Origin of the sequence: Paraburkholderia sp. GAS42, assembly GCF_050436565.1 — a bacterium.
Classification (GTDB): domain Bacteria; phylum Pseudomonadota; class Gammaproteobacteria; order Burkholderiales; family Burkholderiaceae; genus Paraburkholderia.
Genome location: NZ_JBNDML010000004.1, coordinates 234,019 through 252,530, shown reverse-complemented (window position 1 = coordinate 252,530; position 18,512 = coordinate 234,019). Strand labels below are relative to the sequence as shown.

Sequence of the window (18,512 nt, the reverse complement as noted above, 5' to 3'; positions counted from 1 at the left end):
CCGCCGTCACCCGCTGCAAGTGAATCGCGCCGGTCGGCGGCACCAGGCTCAATGCAAACGTTCGTTGCTGGGGGCTCTGCGCCAGTCGCAAACCGTCCCCCAGGAATAGCGCTACCTGCAATTTTTCTGTTGCTCCGCTATAAATCATAGTAGGCGAGGGTCACGCTTCTTCGCACCGGCGCTTCGCGCGCCCGGCGCGCGCATAACACCCGCTATGGAGGCGCACTGTGTTTGACCGGACTCTTGCTCGCACCTGGTTCCTTGCTGCCGTGATAGCTGTGTTTATCTCCTGCTATCCTTGCCTGCAGCCGACGGCGAACGCCGCCGGCGCGGCTCCGCTGCCTGCGAAGGAAAAGCGGGTTTCATCGGCCAACGCGTCAGCACCGGTCGACTTCCCGACCATCGTAGAGCGATACGGACCCGCCGTCGTGAATATCAGCGCGACTGCCCCGGAGCAGCAATCGTCGCTGACGGCCCCCCCGGCAATCGATGCTGACGATCCCCTTCTAGCGTTCGTCAAGCACATGGCGCCGCGATCGCAGGCCTCTCAGGACAGTTCGCCGCGCGCCATCACGGGTAGCGGCTCTGGTTTCATTGTTAGCCCCGATGGCCTCATTCTGACTACCGCTCATGTGGTGGATCAAGCCGGCGAAGTGACGGTCAGACTGACCGATCGACGCGAATTCAAAGCGAACGTCCTGGCGGTCGACACCCAGAGCGACGTCGCGGTGATTCGGGTCGATGCCACGAAGCTTCCGACCGTCAAACTTGGGGACTCGTCGCGGGTACGCGTCGGTGAACCGGTTCTGACGATCGGGTCGCCCGACAGCTTCGAGAATACCGTTACCGCCGGCATTGTCAGCGCCACCTCTCGCACGCTCCCGGACGGGAGCAGTTTTCCGTTTTTTCAAACCGATGTCTCCGCCAACCCGGACAATTCGGGTGGCCCACTGTTCAACCGTGCAGGCGAGGTGATCGGCATCGACGTGCAGATTTATGCGGACTCAGACAGCCACCCCAGCCTGACCTTCGCCATCCCGATCAACCTGGCGGCCAAGGTGCGGTCGCAGGTGCTAGCCCTGCATGCGACATCTCCGGGCGGCCTCGGCGTGGAGGTACAGGACGTCGGCCCCGGGTTGGCGGTGGCCTTTGGCCTGCCGCGACCGGCAGGTGCGCTGGTCAATTCCGTCGCGCCCGGCACGCCGGCCGCCTCGAGCGGCCTCAAGCCAGGTGACGTTATCGTACAGATCGGCGACAAGACGATTGATCGCTCGGCCGAACTCGGCGAGGCTGCTTCTGATCTGCTGCCCGGGACGAAAACCACACTCAGGCTGATCCGCAATCGAAAACCGATGACGACGACGGTCATGGTCGGCGCGTCCGCGGAGAGCCCCCAGGCTCGACAAACCGAAGGCGGCGCAACAGATCGCCTGGGCTTGATTCTGCATCCGCTGAGTCAGGACGAACTGCACGCCCACGACCTTGCCGTAGGTCTGATGGTGGACGGGGTCGATGGGCCGGCGGCAAGCGCTGGCATCCAGCCCGGCGATATCGTCCTTTCGCTCAATGGCACGCTGGTCGAAACGCAGGCGGAAGTGACAGCGCTGGAAGCAAAGGCAGGCAAGGAGATAGCGGTGCTCATACAGCGCAACAACGCACGCAGCTTTGTTTCGGTCAAGCCTAGATGAAAAGCCCAGCGTGGGCAGCGTGGGTGTCGCGAGGAAACGCTACTACAACATGTCGATCAAGCTGGAGTCGGTGATCGTAGCGGTGCTTATCGGCGACATTGGATTGCGTCCGGAACGCGGTCCTGCAAAAATTGGCAATTCAGGCCACACTACCCTATGGGCCGCATTTGCGTCGTACCGAGCTGGCCAGGCCACAGGTTATTCCCGTCAGGAAAGCAATGACAAAACAGCTAACAATCGATTTCGTATCCGATATCGCATGCCCATGGTGTGCGATCGGCCTGTCGTCGCTGCAGCTTGCGCTATCGCGCCTGGGCGAAGCGGTCGACGCTCAAATAGTCGTACATCCCTTCGAGTTGAATCCGCACATGGCGCCGGACGGCGAGGCCATTGTCGACTATCTCGGCGAAAAATACGGACGCACGCCGGCACAGATCGCCGAAACGCAAGCCATGATCCGGGAGCGTGGGGCGAGCGTTGGTTTTGCCTTCGGCCCGCGTACGCGGGTCTATAACACCTTCGATGCACACCGCCTGATGCATTGGGCCGGTATCAAAGGGGCGCAGTTGCCACTCAAACTGGCGCTGCTGCGGGTTTATCATTCCGAGGGTAAAGACCCGAGCGATCACAATGTTCTGGTCGAAGCGGCCCAATCCGTCGGGCTGGACGCTGCGCAAGCACGTGAGGTACTGCGGAGCGGCGACTATGCCGACGAGGTTCGTGCAGAAGAACGAGAATACCAGGCGGCGGGTATCCAGTCAGTGCCTGCGACCATCTTTAACGGTCGCTATCTGGTGAGCGGCGGACAACCCGTCGAAACCTTCGAGCAGGTCATCCAGCAGATTCTGGCCGAAGCGTAGTGCGGTAGCCCCGCCAACGCAGCGGCTCGGCAAGGTGGTGCTTCATGCATGGGTCGAAAAAGTCATTCAACCTTGTCCAAAGGAGCCGTTCGCAAGCGCGTAGTGTCACAGGCGATGGCTGTCTGCTTTGGCCGAACAGCGGCCTGACCGGAACTTCCGCATTCGACATCCCTGCCCCAACCGTCAAAAGCGGGCATACTTTTTCTTTCAGCCAGGACGGCGAAAGCTTCCTGCTCGACGGCGAGCCTTTCCAGATCCGTAGCGGGGAGATGCATCCCGCGCGCATCCCCGCCGAATACTGGCAGCATCGCATCCTGATGGCCAAGGCGATGGGGATGAACTGCATCGCCCTCTACGTCATGTGGAATTACCACGAAACGAGTTCAGGCGTTTTCGATTTCCGCACCGGGAACCGCAATATCGAAGCATTCATTCGACTGTGCCAGCAGGAGGAGATGTGGGTGTTGCTGCGGCCGGGTCCCTATATCTGCGGCGAATGGGATCTGGGCGGCATTCCGTCGTACCTGTTGAGTTATCCGGACATCCAGCTCAGGACCGACTCCGCTAACGATCCTCACTACATGTCGGCGGTAGCGCTCTACATCAGGGAACTGAGCCCGCGCATCGAACCACTGCTGGTGAGTAACGGTGGACCGATCCTGATGATTCAGATCGAAAATGAATTCGGCTCGTACGCGAGCAACCCGGCTTACCTCGAAGAGATACGGCAGCTCTGGCTTCAGGAAGGGATACAGGGGCCGTTCTATACCGAAGATGGCATCAAGCAGCTTGAACGGAATCGCACGAACGTCACCGGCGGCGCGATTGCATTGAGCAATGGCGATGCAGCGCAAATCGCGGCCGTCCGGCGGGAATTTCCGGCCGTTCCGGCGATGGCCGGCGAAGTGTATCCAGGGTGGCTCACCCATTGGGGCGACGAGACGCTCAAAGGTACGGCCGTCGATATCTCCGGCACGCTAGACGCGCTCATGCAACTGAAGCTGTCGTTCAACCTCTATGTCATTCACGGCGGCACGAGCTTCGGCTTCTATGCCGGCGCAAACGTGGATGCCGATTCAGGCGAATATCAACCCGACATTACTAGCTACGACTACGCGGCACCCATCAGCGAGCAAGGCGTAGCGACGTCGAAGTACATGAAGTACCGCCGCATCATCGCCCGCTATCTATCGACGCCGTTGCCCGATATACCCAAACCCGTTCCGACGATCAGGCGCAAGGGAAGCCAGGCCTTGATGCCGGATCTTTACGCGTCCATTTGGGACAACCTGCCTGCCGAGCTCCCGGCTGCACAAACCGTCCACCTGCAGCCGTTCGAGATGGTCGGCCAGGCGTTCGGTTTCGCGCTGTATCGCAAGAAGCTGCAAGGCTATCGCGGTGGTGTGCTGGATCTCAAGAATGTCCACGATTACGCGACCGTTTTCGTCGGCGAGCACTATGCAGGCGGCGTGTCGAGAGCGCTCATGCCAGAGCACTGCGCGCAGTCGCTGAATGTTACGCACCGCGCGCCGCTTGCATTACCGTTCGCGTCGTCGCCGGACGGTGCCGTATCACTGGAGATTCTCGTGGAGGGCATGGGGCGTGTTAATTACGATCACGCGATGATCGACCGCAAAGGCATTCTCGAACCTGTCACGCTGCAGAATGCGGGAGGCTCGAACGACACGCTCACCGGCTGGGAAGTCTTCCTGTTGCCGATGGATACCGCGTTTATCGCTAACCTGCGCGCCGTCTGTGTGGACCCACGCAAGGCCGGACTGTTCTTCAAGGCCACCTTGCCGTTGGATAAACTCGGCGATACCTATATCGACATGAGTGGCTGGACCAAAGGCGTGGTCTGGGTCAACGGGCACAATCTCGGCCGCTACTGGAATATCGGCCCGCAAACGCGTCTGTATTGTCCAGCACTCTGGCTGCAGCAGGGTGACAACGAGATCATCATCTTCGATCTCCATCAGATTGAAGCGAAACCGGTTGAACTAGCGCGCACGCTATCGTAAAGAAGCCGCCGGAAGCCAACGCCGGGAAATCCATGGCCACCTCGATTACCCTTCGCCACCGGCCGGCACCAGTTCTAAAGTGAGCACCTCGAAGGGCGAGAGCTGAATGGTCTGCGGCCGGTCCGCGTCCAGCACCGATGGGACATGCGAGGCATGGTCGCGCCATAAGCTGTGCGTCTGGAATCGTCCCGCCGCGCCCGCCGGCAACTCCAGTTGCCGCCGCAAATCGAGCACGAAGCGCTTCGCCTGGCTGCCGGGATTGCGCAGCGTGACGATCGCCTTGACCTGCGACCATGCAGCCCAGCCGTACACCTCGAGCCCATCCGGCGCACCGCCAATCCAGTGGCTGTCGCGCAACACGTCGGCGTTCGCCCGGGCCCACCTGGCAGACTCGGCGAGAACGTCCCAGTCGCCGTCGCTCAGCAGCGACGGCGTGATGTACAGCTCCTGCAATTGTGCGCCACTGCCGAAGTACGAATGCACTTCGTGAGCGAAATCCTGGCCTTGAGCGATGTTCAGTCGATCGTTGTACTGCGCGTAGATGATGCCGTGGAGCATCAACGAGTTGAGCGGAAACAGCGGACTCCTGGCTACGACATTGTGGTAAGTCTGTGCGTCGCGATAGGTAATCCAGCGTTCGCGGTTGCTGCCTACGCCGGCCAGGTCGTCATCCTTGCCACCGCGCCAGATCGAATCAGCGTAGCGCAGCCAGAACGGCGATGGATAGGTGCCGACGGTGAGGTTGATGAAGGTATCGGGCCTGGCCCCGCGGATGTCCTCGATCAGCTGGATCGCCGCGTCCCAGTCGCTGCTGAAGCGGCTGCCCGGGACCACCTTGTCGACATTGCCGACGCCATCGAGTTTGAACTGATTGATGCCGTGCTGCGTGAGCAGTTCCATCACGGCCTCATGGAAGCGTCGATAGTATTTCGGCCCGGATAGCGCGAAGCAACCATCGATGACCTCGTATCCGGCGGCGTGGCCCCGCATCACGCGCTCCTGCCGCGTCGGGCCGTAGCCGCCCCACGGTGACAGCCACACGCCGGGCGCCGCGCCGTACCGGGCGGTGGTGTCGCGCAGCGGCACAAATCCATGCGGAAAATCCTTGCCGAAATGCCAACTGCCGCTGTAGTCGTCCCAGCCGTCATCGAAAAGGAAGGAGTCGAGTTGTACGCCGCGCTTGTCGTGCAACTCACGGCCGATGTCGTTGATGCGTTCAAGCGCTTGCTGCTGCGTGTACGGCGTGAGGTAACCGATGTCGTACCAGCTGTTGTAGTGCAGGAACGGGCGGTACGGATGGGCTCGTTCGCGTTCGAGATAGGCCGCGAAATCGCGACGTAGCTGTCCCTCGCGAGCCACACCCGCCACCGCCGAGAAGACACTGGTCTTGCCCTTTTCCAGTGGCAAGGCCCGCGGCAGGATGAACCTGACGGTGTCGCCGCGTACCTGGCTTTCCGCCAACGGCAGTTCGAAACCGAGGTAGACATGGCCCGCGACCACAGGTGTTCCCTTGAACTCACCGCCGGTTTGCGCACCGGACGCCTGCGTCTCCAACAGCGAAACGGTGGCAATGTGCTCGTCCTTGCTGATCGCGGTAATCGCCACCTGCAAGCGCATGTACTGCGAGCTTTCGCGTTGCTCCACGCTCCACTCCACCCGCAGGCGACCCTGTTCGTCACCGAGGATGGCGTGCACGCGTCTGCCCGCAATCCGTTCGGCCAGTCGAGACGCATTGGGATTTGCGCTCAGCGTTTCTTCGCGCAGCGGCGCAAGCAGCTTCAGGTCGGCAATGCCCAGTGTGCTGGCGTCCGCCAGCGATAGCGCAAATGGCGCAGTGACCGGCAGCGTGCGCGCATGCACGCGGTCGGTCAGGGCGAAACCGGCCAGATGCTGGTGCCTGACCGTCCAGCTCAAGGCGATCGCCGCGTTACCGAAGGAATGCCGGTCACCGCTCGTCCGGAACACGGGCATGCCCGGATGCGTGGACGCAATTTCTTTGGCGTGCATGGACGAAGCCTCAGGATGAGGAGGTGCCTGATCCATAGAGTACTTCGGGCGGATTCAGCAGGTGCGTGAATTTTTACAGTTTGCAAGGCCTGCATGTCCCGAGGCAGTACCTATTGCGACCTGCCGGTGATGCCAGCAGCAACGCGAGACCCGCGATGTCCTCTGGTTCGCTGATGCGGCCCATCCGGATGCTCGCGACGGCGTTCTTTTCACGTTCGGGATCTTCCCAAAGCACGCTTGAAAAGTCGGTGGGCACCGCGCCATCCCCCATCGAGGATTTCTTGCGCCCCCTCCGAGGGAGTACCTCTTCGCGCCCCTTGCCCCACCGATATTGGCCGGTGAATGTCGCCAGAGTGATGACACCTTTGGAGAGCCGAACGTGAGTTCAGTAAACGATGCAGGTCAGGAGCTTCATCTTGCCGCGCCAGTAGACGCAACAGGACTTCATAGAAAGATCGGCTGGGCAGGCGCATTCTGGGTAGCCAGCGGCGTACCGGCGTTGGTGCTGTTCTCGATCGGCTCGATTGCGGCGACCGTCGGCAAGCCGTCGTGGATCATCTGGGCGATTTCGATCTGTTTCGGCTTCATCCAGTCCTTTTCCTATGCTGAAATCGCTGGGCTGTTTCCGCACAAGTCCGGCGGCGCATCGGTGTATGGCGCGGTCGCCTGGGTGCGCTACAGCAAGCTGCTCGCTCCGCTCTCCGTGTGGTGTAACTGGTTCGCGTGGTCGCCGGTGTTGGCAATCGGCTCAGGCTTGGGCGCAGGCTACGTGCTGAACATGTTGTTCCCGGCGACCGCCGCGATCAACACCTGGCAAATCACGCTGGTCGATCTGGGCTGGTTGTCGAGCGGCCTGAGTCTACGGGTCAATGCCACCTTCGTGATCGGTGCCGCGATTCTGCTGACAACCTTCGCGATCCAGCACCGCGGCATTCTTCAAGCCGCGCGGCTCCAGATGATTCTCGCGATCTCCGCGCTGCTGCCGCTCCTGTTGGTCGGCGTCTATCCGCTGCTGACGGGCGATCTGCCAATGCACAACCTTTTCCCACTCTATCCGCTCGCGAAAGACGCCGGCGGCCGCGTAACAGACGGCACGTGGAATCTGAGCGGTATCGAACTGATGGCCGGCGGACTCTTTATCGCGGCCTGGTCCACCTACGGATTCGAAACGGCAGTCTGTTATACGCGCGAATTCAAGGATCCGCGCCGCGACACGGTCAAGGCGATTGTCTATTCCGGACTCCTGTGCCTCGTGTTCTTCACGCTAGTCCCACTCGCGTTCCAGGGCGCCCTCGGTCTCGGTCAACTCGTCTCGCCCGAGGTCAAGGATGCCGCTGGTAACATCACGCAACCCGCTGTCTACGACGGCATCCTTTCGCCTGGCATCTACAGCGGCATGGGTGTTTCCGAAGCGATGGCGAAAATCGTGCATGTCGGCAGCTGGGGCGAATTCATTCTGCAACCAATGCTGGTGTTCGCGCTCGTGCTCGCCATCATGACCTCGATGGCGGGCTCGTCGCGCACGCTCTACCAGGCTTCCGTCGACGGCTGGCTGCCCAAATATCTTTCGCACGTCAACCACAACGGCGCACCGACCCGCGCGATGTGGACCGACCTCGTATTCAATCTTGTGCTGCTGCTGATGTCCGACTACGTCGTCGTACTCGCGATGTCGAATGTCGGCTACATCATCTTCAACTTCCTGAATCTCAATGCCGCGTGGATCCATCGGCTCGACCGGTCAACCTGGGAGCGCCCTTTCAAAGCGCCAAAATGGGTACTCGGCGCCGGCGCCGTGTTGTCGTTCGTCAATCTCGCACTGATGGGACTGGGGGCGGATGTATGGGGCAAGGGCACCCTGATTTCGGGCATCGTCTTCTCGGCGCTGATCGTGCCGGTGTTCATCTGGCGCCACTACGTGACTGACAAAGGCCGCTTCCCGGACGCGATGCTGGACGACATGGATCTGTCGAACGCCAGCACCAAACGGCGCGCGGGCTTCCTGCCGTATGCGGCGTTAGTGCTCGGCGTGGTAGTCGTCTTCGTGAGCCACTGGATCACGACCTGATTGCGCACGTTTCTCTGAAGACCGAACGCCCGCGCTGCGTGAATCTCCGCGCAACACGGGCGAAGTTCATCGCACGGCAAAGATCGCACCTTCGATACCCAGCACCTCGCTGCTCGCTGAATAGATACCGATGCCGCGCTCCCATACGTTTCTCAGATCGCCATTCGCTCCACGGATGCGATAACGCAGTTCGAACGGCCTGCGATCCGCCAGTGCTTCCTGCACCCCACGCCAGACGTAATCGATATCCTCCGGCACGATCAACTGGCTGTAGCTATGTTCGTGACTGTCGACAAACCAGGCGGCTGGATAGCCCGTCAACTCTTCGCAGCCGTCGCTGACGAATTCCATTGACCACGATGGATTGTTGCGGCCGCGATAGATCAATCCCGGTACGCCGTTCAGGAGTCCCATCGCACTACGCAACCTGGCTTCGATTGAAGTCTCCTGACGCTTTTGCGCCGTGGTGTCGAACGCGGAGATAAAGAAGGCGTCTTCGTGCCGGCGACATGCCACCTCCAACCAGCGAAGCTGACCGTGAGGATGAACAAAGCGTATCCGCTCGCGACTGCAGACACCGGCTTCGTTACGCAGCCGCTCCAGCATCTCGCGCCAGATCAGGCGATCTTCCGGATGTACATATGCGGCCATCTCGACGCCCACGGCGCTTGCATCCATCAGTTCGGCCCATGCAGCGTTCGCGCTGCGAATGCTGCCCTCGTTATCCACTTGAAGCAACGCGACCGGATAGGCATCGAGGCTCATCGCGGCTGCGGCGAATTCGCTTACAACAGCATTGTCTTGCATTCGTTTACGCCTTCATCATTGACGCGTAAGGGCATCGCGGTGAACCCACGCTGCCAGTTCAAGCCGGGAACGCAAATTCAGCTTGCGTAGCAGATTCTTGACATAGACCTTAACGGTACCATCGCTGATGCCCAACTGCCGGGCGATCTGCTTGTTGCTCATGCCCTCCGAAATGAGCGCCAGTGTCTGCGCTTCACGCCCGGTCAGTTCGACCTGGCGAGCGCCTCTTTCACCTTCGGGAACATCGTCGTCTTTCGCGAGGAGCGTGACCAGACAATCGTCGAGCACGATCACGCCCTGCACGCAGTTGCGTATGTATAAGCGAAGATCTTCGGGCTCGGTTTCCTTCAGCATGTAGCCGTCGGCACCGAGGCGAAGCGCGGTCAATAACTCGTTGCGATCGAGCGAGGCGGTCAGCACGATCTTGCGGCTCTCGATCTCGAGCTGGCCCAATTCATCGAGCACATGCAATCCACCGAGTCCCGGCATGTGAAGATCGATCAGGATCAGGCCGGGCCTTAACTGCTCCGCGAGCGCAATGCCCTGCCGGCCGCTGGAAGCTTCGCCGACTACCTGAAACTCCCCAGTCGAGTTGAAGTACTCGGCGAGGCCACGCCTGAACAGCGGGTGGTCGTCAATCAGAAGCAACGTCGTCGGACCCATCAAGGGACTCCCTTCTGGCATCGTCATTCGGGACAAGCAGGCGCACCCGCGTGCCGTTCGGCTGCACATTCTCGATTGCGACTCGCGCGCCTATCGCACGCGCCCGCTCGCGCATGATCTCCAGCCCATAGTGATTTTCCTCCACCGATGCAGGTCGCAATCCGAGCCCGTCGTCAGTCACGGTCACACACAAAGCGCCTGCGGGGTCGTCTATCACTTCGATCCGCGCATGTCTTGCATGCGCGTGGCGGACCACATTCGACAACGCTTCGCGCACGATCTGCAATGCGTGCAGCGCGACATCCGGCGCGAGTTCGATTTCTGGCATGCGGTTATCCAGTTCGAAGACCACGTTGCAGCGACGCGAAAATTCATCGACGGAATCGGCCAGCGCCTGGCGCCACGAGCGCCCTTCGAGCGTCAGGCGCGCACCGGTGATCAACTGGCGAACGTCGCGCTGCAGTCGCGTCATCGTGGTCCGCAACTCCGCGATCAGCGGCTCCGCGACCTCTGGCTTGCGTGACTGCTGCTGCACCCGGCTGACGAGAAACGACATGAAGCCAAGCTGCTGCGCAACTGAATCGTGAAGCTCGCGGATCAGCGCCTGTGTGCCGCCGTCGGTGGCGGGTGTTTCGTCCTGCCGTCTCCCGTGGATCAAACCGATCGCAGCACCGAGCGCCTGCCCGGCATTGCCGACTTCGGCCGCCAGCGCCTGACTCGCCGGCGACGTCAGTTCGAGCAGAAGCGCTGCGCCCCCAAACATCGAGACCAGCCGCGTGCGGCCGCCGAGCGAGCACGCCGAACACAACCGGTTCAACGGTTTGGCATGAGACGCTTTCAGCGCACAGTCGCGATGTTCATCGCATGAGAGGGAACCTTCGGACGCCCCCGTAAGCAACATTTCGCCCGCGATCACCAGCGCTGCGCGACTGCCGGGAATGTCCGCTTCGAGCCGGCCAAGAAAACACTGCAACGGCTGCGTGGACCTTTGCCCGCCCGCGATGTCGACGAAGACCCGCAATAGCGCATCCCGGAAGCGCAGCGAAAGATCGACGCCATCGACCTCACCAGCCGCTTGCGAGGAGGCGTGTCGCCGCACCAGGGTCCGGCTCAAAGCCATGCAGGGCATCCCGTGAGAAAAGTTTTTTAGAGGCAAGAACTGTGCCGTTTGCGGCACTACTCCTTTGGACATACCTCGTTGTCAGGATTGAACGGTGTTTCCCTTTAAGAAACTATTTTGCTCGTGGGGAACGCAGCTTTTCGAGTGTTTTATCCGTCAGTCCAGCGCTTCGGAACGCACTCGAATGGAGCGGACGCCCCGTTTTAGTTCAGATGCAAATGCACACGTTTGAAGCAAAACATGATCCACGTGCTTCACCCGCATCGACAGAACCGGCGACTAAAGACATGACATCGACGCACGACAGAACACCCGGCTCTCCTCCGAGCCTTCCGCGGTATCAGGCGCTCCGGATATGTGAGGATGCGCGTCAACACGTTGTGGTCGTTCAAGCCGACGCACTCACGAAGGTCGAAGCTTTCATCGCGACACTACCGGTCGAGCCTGACGTGAGCACACTGCTCGTTCAAGGCGACACGTCAGCAACAGCTCGCCGTGCATCGTTCTTCCCGACACTCGACGCGCTCGAGCGCCATCTTCTCGCGACCCTGGATCGCGCGGCAATCGGCTTGCGGCTCTATGTATGCGGCGACGAAGCGTTCATCTGGCGCGTCCGCCGCCTCGCCGGCGAGGCGGGCATGCTGGCGGAAGAAATCACCTCCGAGCTCGATGCCGCACCGCGCGCCGTCTATTGCGTCCACTGCAGCGCATCGCATGTGTACGACGCGCTGCCCGAAGTCGAATGTGCCGGCTGTGGAATCAACCTGAGTGTGCGCCAGCATTTCTCGCAGCGAATCGGTGCCTATCTGGGCGTCTGCGCCGATCCGGATCGCCCTTACCTGGAGCGCCACGCATGAACACGATCGAGGTTCGAGTCGAAGCAACGCGGCTGCTGACGCCGGTGGTACGCGAGTTCACCCTGGTCGCCGCGCACGGCCGGCTGCCGAAGTTTTCCTCGGGCAGCCATATCCAGGTGCAGTTGCCGCTGGATGAGCGCCCACTGCGCAACGCCTATTCGTTGCTTGGCGATCCGGCGAGCGCATCCAGCTATCGCATTGCCGTGCGCAAACAGAACGATTCGCGCGGCGGCTCGGTGTTCATGCATGAGCGGCTTCGTGAGGGTTCGGCATTGAAAATCACGCCGCCGGCCAATCTGTTTGCCCTGCATTCAGGCGCTCGCGCTCACATCCTGATCGCGGGGGGCATCGGCATCACGCCGTTTGTCGCGCATGTCGCCGCGCTGGAGCGTGATGCCGCCGATTTCGAACTGCACTACGCCTACCGGCAAGGGCTCACTGACGCGTACCGCGCCGAGTTGAGCGAACGCCTGGGCAGCCGCTTCCATGGATACGACAGCGAGTGCGCGCGCCTCGATATCGAACGGGTGCTGCGTGGTCGCCCGTTGGGTACGCATGTTTATGTGTGCGGTCCGCAAGCCCTTCTGGATTCAGTGCAAGACACGGCCCGTGCCCTCGGCTGGCCGGACGGCCGCGTGCACTGGGAAGCTTTTGCTGCGCCGCGGCCCGGCACGCCGTTCGTCGTGACACTCATGCGCAGTGGCTCGAGGTTGGACGTGGCGGCAGACCAGAGCCTGCTTGAAGCGCTCGAAGCGAGCGGACTCGACATCCCGAACCTGTGCCGCGGCGGTGTCTGCGGTCAGTGTTCGACCCGTCACGTTGCCGGAGAAGTCGATCACCGCGATCTGTTCCTTCACGAATCCGGGCGCGCCACGCACCTGATGCCGTGTGTCTCGCGTGCCCACAGCACCTCCCTTTTTCTGGATCTTTGAGGAACGCCTCCATGAGCGTCATTCTGAAGCCCGCCGAAAGCTATCGTGAAGCGTTTTCGTTTCGCAACAGCGAAGCCGCCATCGCCCGCTTCCCCTTCCCGTTTCCCGAAGACGCCTACATGTATTCGGTAAATATCGAGCCGGCAACGTCACGCGATCCAGGCTCGGTCTTCGAGCACTGGTTCGATATCGACGAGCACTATCGCTCTGAAGTCGCTGAACGCGCGATCGTGCTGCAGAGCGACTCGCGCCGCTGCATGGTAATGCCGCACATGCAGAAAGCGTCGTGGGACGCCCTGGAAATGATCATGGAGCATCTCGCCCAGGATTATCCCGAACTGTTTTCGCTAGCCCGCGCCGGCGACCAGTGGTTGTGGCGCAATCGAGCGCTCGGCATCGAGCAGGCGTTTCGTTTCGGCGATGCCGGGACGCTGCCGTGCGAGCCACTCGAATACATCATGCGGCAGACGCAAGGCGATATCGCGCTGCTCGATCAGCGCGACGGCGACCTCTTCATGGATGCCGGTGTCATCACCGGCCCTGCCGACTGGTCGCTCGCATTCGATGCGGGAATGAGTTTCAAGCAATGGCATTCGCCGGTGCCGATGGCGCACGACATGGGCATTTTCGATCGCGCGCTGAGGTATCTGCTGCATATCCAGGTAGACCGTCCGGTACGGCGTCTGAACTGGACACTCACGATCAACCCGCGCCTCGATACCGCACCCGAGAACTACCACCTGTGGGGCGCGGAGCGCGGCCAGGTCACGCCGGAGAACGTCGCGCAATGCGTGCATCTGCGCGTCGAACTGCAGTTCATGGCGCGGCTGCCACAGAGCAACGCGCTGATGTTCAGCATCCGCACGTATCTCGCCAGCATGGCCGAGCTCGTGACCCATCCCGCGTGGGCGCGCCGTCTTCACCGGGTGCTGCGTGACCTGCCTGAGCCAGTTGCCGACTACAAGGGCATGACGCGTTACCGGAAGACCCTGATCGACTGGTTGAGCCAGTTCGACAACGGCATCTGATGCCTTGCCGATTTCGTACACAAACACATCCTCACCTCTGGAGTAGCAAACATGGCTAATTCATGGCGTATTTCCGCGCTCGCGGACCGTCATCGCGCATTGGGCTCAAACCTCGAAGACTGGAACGGAATGGGCACCGCATGGACATACTCCGGCGACCTCGCCGATCAGCACGAGGCGATTCGAACCAGGGCTGGCTTGATGGATGTATCCGGTCTGAAGAAGGTCCACTACGTCGGCCCACACGCGGAAAGCCTGCTCAACTGGGCAACCACGCGCGACATCGGCAAGCTCTACCCCGGCAAATCAGTGTATGCGGCGATGCTGAATGAAGACGGCAAGTTTATCGACGACTGCATCGTCTACCGGACCGGGCCGAATGCGTTTATGGTAGTGCATGGTTCCGGAACCGGTTATGAACGCCTCGTTCGCTCCGCGCAGGGCCGCCAGGTCGCCGTGCTGTTCGACGACGATCTGCATGATCTGTCTTTACAGGGTCCCGCCGCCGTGGACTTCCTCGCGGAACACGTGCCGGGCATTCGCGATCTGCCTTATTTCCATCACCTGCAAACGCGGCTTTTCGGCAAGCCGGTGATGATCTCGCGCACCGGCTACACGGGCGAGCGCGGCTACGAAATCTTCTGCAAGGCCGCGGATGCACCCTTCATCTGGGACACCGTCCTCGACAAAGGCGCGGCGTTCGGCATCATCCCGTGCGCGTTCACGGCGCTCGACTGGTTACGCGTCGAAAGCTACCTGCTGTTCTTCCCCTACGACAACTCCGAGATGTACCCGTTCGTGAACGAAAAGGCGGGCGACACGCTGTGGGAACTCGGGCTCGACTTCACCGTATCGCCGGGAAAAACCGAGTTCTGTGGCGCGGGCGAACACTTCCGTCTGCAAGGCAAGGAGCGTTTCAAGATCTTCGGCGTGCTGGTGGACTCCACCGAAGCGGCCAACGGCCGCGACGCATTGTGGAACGACGGCAAGCAGGTCGGCGTCGTCACATGCGGCATGTACTCACGGCTGACCGGCATCTCGATGGCTATCGCACGCCTCGATGTTGACTACGCACGCCCCGGCGCGCCGCTCGAAGTGCGCGGCAGCATCAAGGCCCGTGCAAGCGCCGCCGAATTGCCGTTCGACGATCCGGAAAAGAAGAAACGCACCGCGATCGGCTAATCCTTTGCGGGTCTCCCGTTACATCTCTCACGCCGTCTCTCACGTATTTTCAGGAGTGTCGCAGTGACCCAGAATTACATACTGACGATCAGTTGCCCGGCCACCTCCGGCATCGTCGCGGCCGTCTCGTCCTATCTCGCGCAATCGGGCTGCTATATCAGCGAGCTGGCGCAATTCGACGACGAATCCAACGGCACATTCTTCATGCGTGCGGTGTTCCGCTTCAACGAAGCGAAGACCGGCAGCATCGACAAGCTACGCACCGACTTCCATTGCATCGCAAACGACTTCGCGATGCAATGGAAGCTCTACAGCGCCGCGCAACCGATGAAAGTGCTGCTGATGGTCAGCAAGTTCGACCATTGCCTCGCCGACCTGCTGTACCGGCATCACAAAGGCCAGCTGCACATGCAGATCACCGCCATCGTCTCCAACCATCTGGACCTGCGGCCGATGGCGGAGCGCGAAGGCATCCGTTTCATCTATCTGCCGGTGACACCGGAAACCAAGGACCGGCAGGAAGCCGAACTGCTGAAGATCGTCGCCGAGACGGAGACGGAACTCGTGGTGCTCGCGCGCTACATGCAGATTCTCTCCAACAACCTCTGCAAGCAGTTCACCGGCCGGGCCATCAATATCCATCATTCGTTTCTGCCGGGATTCAAAGGCGCGAAGCCGTATCACCAGGCATTCGAACGCGGTGTCAAGCTGATCGGCGCCACAGCGCACTACGTCACGTCAGATCTCGACGAAGGACCGATCATCGAACAGGAAGTGCAGCGTGTCGATCACGTCCTGCAACCTGACGGCCTCGTAGCGATCGGGCGCGATACGGAAACCGTGGCGCTGTCGCGTGCGGTGAAATTCCATACCGAACATCGCGTCTTCCTCAATCGCGACCGCACCGTGATCTTCCGATGACCCAGGCTCAACTCATTGACGGCAAAGCCGCCGCTGCGGGACTGCTCGAGACGGTCAGGCAGGACGTGGCAAAGCTTCGGACTTCTGGCGTGATGGCGACGCTCGCTGTCGTGCTGGTGGGCGACGATCCTGCGAGCCATATCTATGTGCGCAACAAGGTGCTGCGTGCAAACGAAGTCGGTATCCGTTCGATCGAACACCGGCTACCTGCCGATACCGGGCAGGACGCGCTGCTGTCGCTGATCGGCACGCTGAACGCCGATACCGGCGTGAACGGCATTCTCGTGCAGATGCCCTTGCCCGCACAGATCGACGAGGGCGCGGTGATCGACGCGATCGATCCGGAAAAGGACGTGGACGGCTTTCATCGCGAGAACGTCGGCCGGCTGGTGCTCGGTAAACCGGCATTGACGCCATGCACGCCGAGCGGCTGTCTGTTCCTGCTGAAACAGACGCTTGGCGATCTGACCGGCAAGCATGCGGTGGTGATCGGCCGCTCGAACATCGTCGGCAAACCAATGGCTTCGCTGCTGCTGCAGGCGAACTGTTCGGTGACCGTGCTCCATTCGCGCAGCATCGGCGCTCGCGAGTTGTGCCGTCAAGCCGATATCGTCGTCGCCGCTGTAGGGCAAGCGGCGATGATCGACGCAAGCTGGATCAAACCGGGCGCGACGGTTATCGACGTCGGCATCAACCGCGTCGAAACCGGCGATAAAACGCGCCTCGTCGGCGATACGGAGTTCGAGAGCGTCTCACGTGTGGCCGGCGCCATTACGCCCGTTCCCGGCGGTGTGGGTCCGATGACGATCGGCTTTCTGATGAAGAACACCGTTCTGGCTGCAAGGCGCCAGTCGCGGCAACAGGCCGCTGACGCTGCCGCGTATCGGTGAATCCGTGTTCCTGGCTGGCGTATCAGCATCGCTTTCCAGCGGGAGATCCTGTGTTGTCGTACTAGATATCTAGCGAGTGAAAAACCATGAAAAAGCGCGTCGCAATCATAGGTGCGGGCCCTTCCGGGATGGCGCAATTGCGCGCTTTCCAGTCCGCGAGAGAAAAAGGTGCAGACATTCCCGATATCGTCTGCTTTGAGAAGCAGAAGGACTGGGGCGGCATGTGGAATTACACATGGCGCACCGGCACCGACGAGAATGGCGAGCCGGTGCACGGCAGCATGTATCGCTACCTGTGGTCCAACGGGCCAAAGGAATGTCTGGAGTTCGCGGACTACACATTCGAGGAGCATTTCGGCAAACCGATCGCCTCGTATCCGCCGCGCGAGGTGCTGTGGGACTATATTCGCGGACGCGTCGAGAAAGCCGGCGTACGGCCTTATATCCGCTTCAATACGACGGTCCGTCAGGTGAGCTTCGACGCCGCAACCAGAAAATTCACCGTCACTGCGCAGGACTTTTCCGCCAGCACGACGGCGTCGGAAGAGTTCGATTACGTTGTCAACGCGTGCGGCCACTTCTCGACACCGAATGCGCCAACCTTCCCCGGCTTTGAGAGTTTTGGCGGCCGCATCCTGCATGCACACGATTTCCGCGACGCGCTGGAGTTCAAGGACAAGGATGTGTTGCTGGTCGGCAGCAGCTATTCGGCGGAAGACATCGGCTCCCAGTGCTACAAGTACGGTGCGAAGAGCATCACAAGTTGCTACCGCACGGCGCCGATGGGCTATCACTGGCCCGAAAACTGGGAAGAGAAACCGATATTGCAGCGCGTGCGCGGCAATATCGCTTACTTCGCCGACGACACGCACAAGCGCATCGACGCGATCATCCTCTGCACAGGGTATCAGCATCACTTTCCGTTCCTGCCCGACGAACTACGCCTGAAGACCGGTAATCGCCTGTGGCCTTTGAACCTCTATAAAGGCATTTTCTGGGAAGACAATCCAGGCCTGATATACCTCGGCATGCAGGACCTCTGGTATTCGTTCAACATGTTCGACGCTCAAGCCTGGTATGCGCGCGACGTGATCCTCGGACGCATCACGCCGCCGCCAAAAGCGGACATGACCGCACACAGCCTCGCATGGCGCGCGAAAGAAGAAAAGCTCGTCACCCATCAGGAAATGTTCGAGTTTCAAGGTAGCTACATCCAGGAGCTGCTCGATGCCACCGACTACCCGGGTTTCGACATCGAAGGGGTGAACCGAACCTTCCTCGAATGGAAACACGACAAGCATGACGACATCATGGGCTACCGCAACAAGTCCTATCGCTCGCTGATGACCGGCACGCAATCCCCGCCTCATCACACGCCGTGGCTGTCGGCACTCGATGACTCGATGGACGCGTATCTTGGCGAACCCGTTCCGGTGTTGAAAACCGCCAGCTAACCGGCGCGAGCCAG

15 protein-coding genes are annotated in these 18,512 nt (G+C 60.8%); 11 read left to right on the top strand and 4 right to left on the bottom strand.

Annotated elements, in window-relative coordinates; translation table 11 throughout:
• Window positions 1-227 precede the first annotated feature (227 nt).
• From P3T16_RS08465 to P3T16_RS08455, 3 genes are all read left to right on the top strand, one after another.
• On the top strand, window positions 228-1,688 hold the full coding sequence (locus P3T16_RS08465; protein ID WP_429341883.1) for a trypsin-like peptidase domain-containing protein: 1,461 nt from the start codon (window positions 228-230) through the stop codon (window positions 1,686-1,688).
• A 218-nt stretch (window positions 1,689-1,906) separates the two neighbouring features.
• Complete coding sequence (locus tag P3T16_RS08460; RefSeq protein ID WP_429341882.1) at window positions 1,907-2,548, top strand: DsbA family oxidoreductase; 642 nt, start codon at window positions 1,907-1,909, stop codon at window positions 2,546-2,548.
• A 44-nt stretch (window positions 2,549-2,592) separates the two neighbouring features.
• Entirely contained in the window at window positions 2,593-4,569 is a 1,977-nt protein-coding gene (locus tag P3T16_RS08455; RefSeq protein ID WP_429341881.1) for a beta-galactosidase, read from the top strand.
• Between the two features lie 45 nt (window positions 4,570-4,614).
• Here P3T16_RS08455 and P3T16_RS08450 read toward each other — a convergent pair whose 3' ends face one another.
• Window positions 4,615-6,576, bottom strand: a complete 1,962-nt coding sequence (locus P3T16_RS08450) for an enterotoxin (protein ID WP_429341880.1) — start codon at window positions 6,574-6,576, stop codon at window positions 4,615-4,617.
• A gap of 379 nt (window positions 6,577-6,955) precedes the next feature.
• Between P3T16_RS08450 and P3T16_RS08445 the strand changes: the two genes are divergently transcribed.
• Window positions 6,956-8,644: an APC family permease gene (locus P3T16_RS08445; protein WP_429255949.1), complete on the top strand. Its 1,689-nt coding sequence runs from the start codon at window positions 6,956-6,958 to the stop codon at window positions 8,642-8,644.
• 66 nt (window positions 8,645-8,710) lie between these two features.
• On the opposite strand, the gene P3T16_RS08440 is transcribed toward P3T16_RS08445, so the two are convergent.
• The 3 genes from P3T16_RS08440 to P3T16_RS08430 are packed head-to-tail and all read right to left on the bottom strand — an operon-like array spanning window position 8,711 to window position 11,234.
• On the bottom strand, window positions 8,711-9,451 hold the full coding sequence (locus tag P3T16_RS08440) for a PAS domain-containing protein (protein WP_429255950.1): 741 nt from the start codon (window positions 9,449-9,451) through the stop codon (window positions 8,711-8,713).
• Between the two features lie 15 nt (window positions 9,452-9,466).
• Window positions 9,467-10,114, bottom strand: a complete 648-nt coding sequence (locus P3T16_RS08435) for a response regulator (protein ID WP_429341879.1) — start codon at window positions 10,112-10,114, stop codon at window positions 9,467-9,469.
• Window positions 10,086-11,234 carry a sensor histidine kinase gene (locus P3T16_RS08430; protein ID WP_429341878.1) on the bottom strand — a complete coding sequence of 383 codons (1,149 nt, stop codon included), beginning with the start codon at window positions 11,232-11,234 and terminating at the stop codon, window positions 10,086-10,088. The genes P3T16_RS08435 and P3T16_RS08430 overlap by 29 nt, the downstream gene beginning before the upstream one ends.
• Window positions 11,235-11,446: 212 nt before the next feature.
• On the opposite strand from P3T16_RS08430, the gene P3T16_RS08425 reads away from it, so the two are divergent.
• From P3T16_RS08425 to P3T16_RS08395, 7 genes are all read left to right on the top strand, one after another.
• Window positions 11,447-12,091, top strand: a complete 645-nt coding sequence (locus P3T16_RS08425) for a dimethylamine monooxygenase subunit DmmA family protein (RefSeq protein ID WP_429342054.1) — start codon at window positions 11,447-11,449, stop codon at window positions 12,089-12,091.
• Window positions 12,088-13,023: a PDR/VanB family oxidoreductase gene (locus P3T16_RS08420; RefSeq protein WP_429255954.1), complete on the top strand. Its 936-nt coding sequence runs from the start codon at window positions 12,088-12,090 to the stop codon at window positions 13,021-13,023. The genes P3T16_RS08425 and P3T16_RS08420 overlap by 4 nt, the downstream gene beginning before the upstream one ends.
• An 11-nt stretch (window positions 13,024-13,034) precedes the next feature.
• Complete coding sequence (locus P3T16_RS08415) at window positions 13,035-14,051, top strand: heme-dependent oxidative N-demethylase family protein (RefSeq protein ID WP_429341877.1); 1,017 nt, start codon at window positions 13,035-13,037, stop codon at window positions 14,049-14,051.
• A 51-nt stretch (window positions 14,052-14,102) separates the two neighbouring features.
• Window positions 14,103-15,233, top strand: coding sequence for an aminomethyltransferase family protein (locus P3T16_RS08410; RefSeq protein ID WP_429341876.1), 1,131 nt, complete (start codon window positions 14,103-14,105; stop codon window positions 15,231-15,233).
• A gap of 63 nt (window positions 15,234-15,296) precedes the next feature.
• Window positions 15,297-16,154: a formyltetrahydrofolate deformylase gene (purU, locus tag P3T16_RS08405; protein WP_429341875.1), complete on the top strand. Its 858-nt coding sequence runs from the start codon at window positions 15,297-15,299 to the stop codon at window positions 16,152-16,154.
• Window positions 16,151-17,044, top strand: coding sequence for a bifunctional 5,10-methylenetetrahydrofolate dehydrogenase/5,10-methenyltetrahydrofolate cyclohydrolase (locus tag P3T16_RS08400; RefSeq protein WP_429341874.1), 894 nt, complete (start codon window positions 16,151-16,153; stop codon window positions 17,042-17,044). Before purU ends, P3T16_RS08400 begins: the two co-directional genes overlap by 4 nt.
• Before the next feature lie 86 nt (window positions 17,045-17,130).
• Entirely contained in the window at window positions 17,131-18,498 is a 1,368-nt protein-coding gene (locus tag P3T16_RS08395; RefSeq protein WP_429341873.1) for a flavin-containing monooxygenase, read from the top strand.
• The last annotated feature ends 14 nt before the right edge of the window (window positions 18,499-18,512 follow it).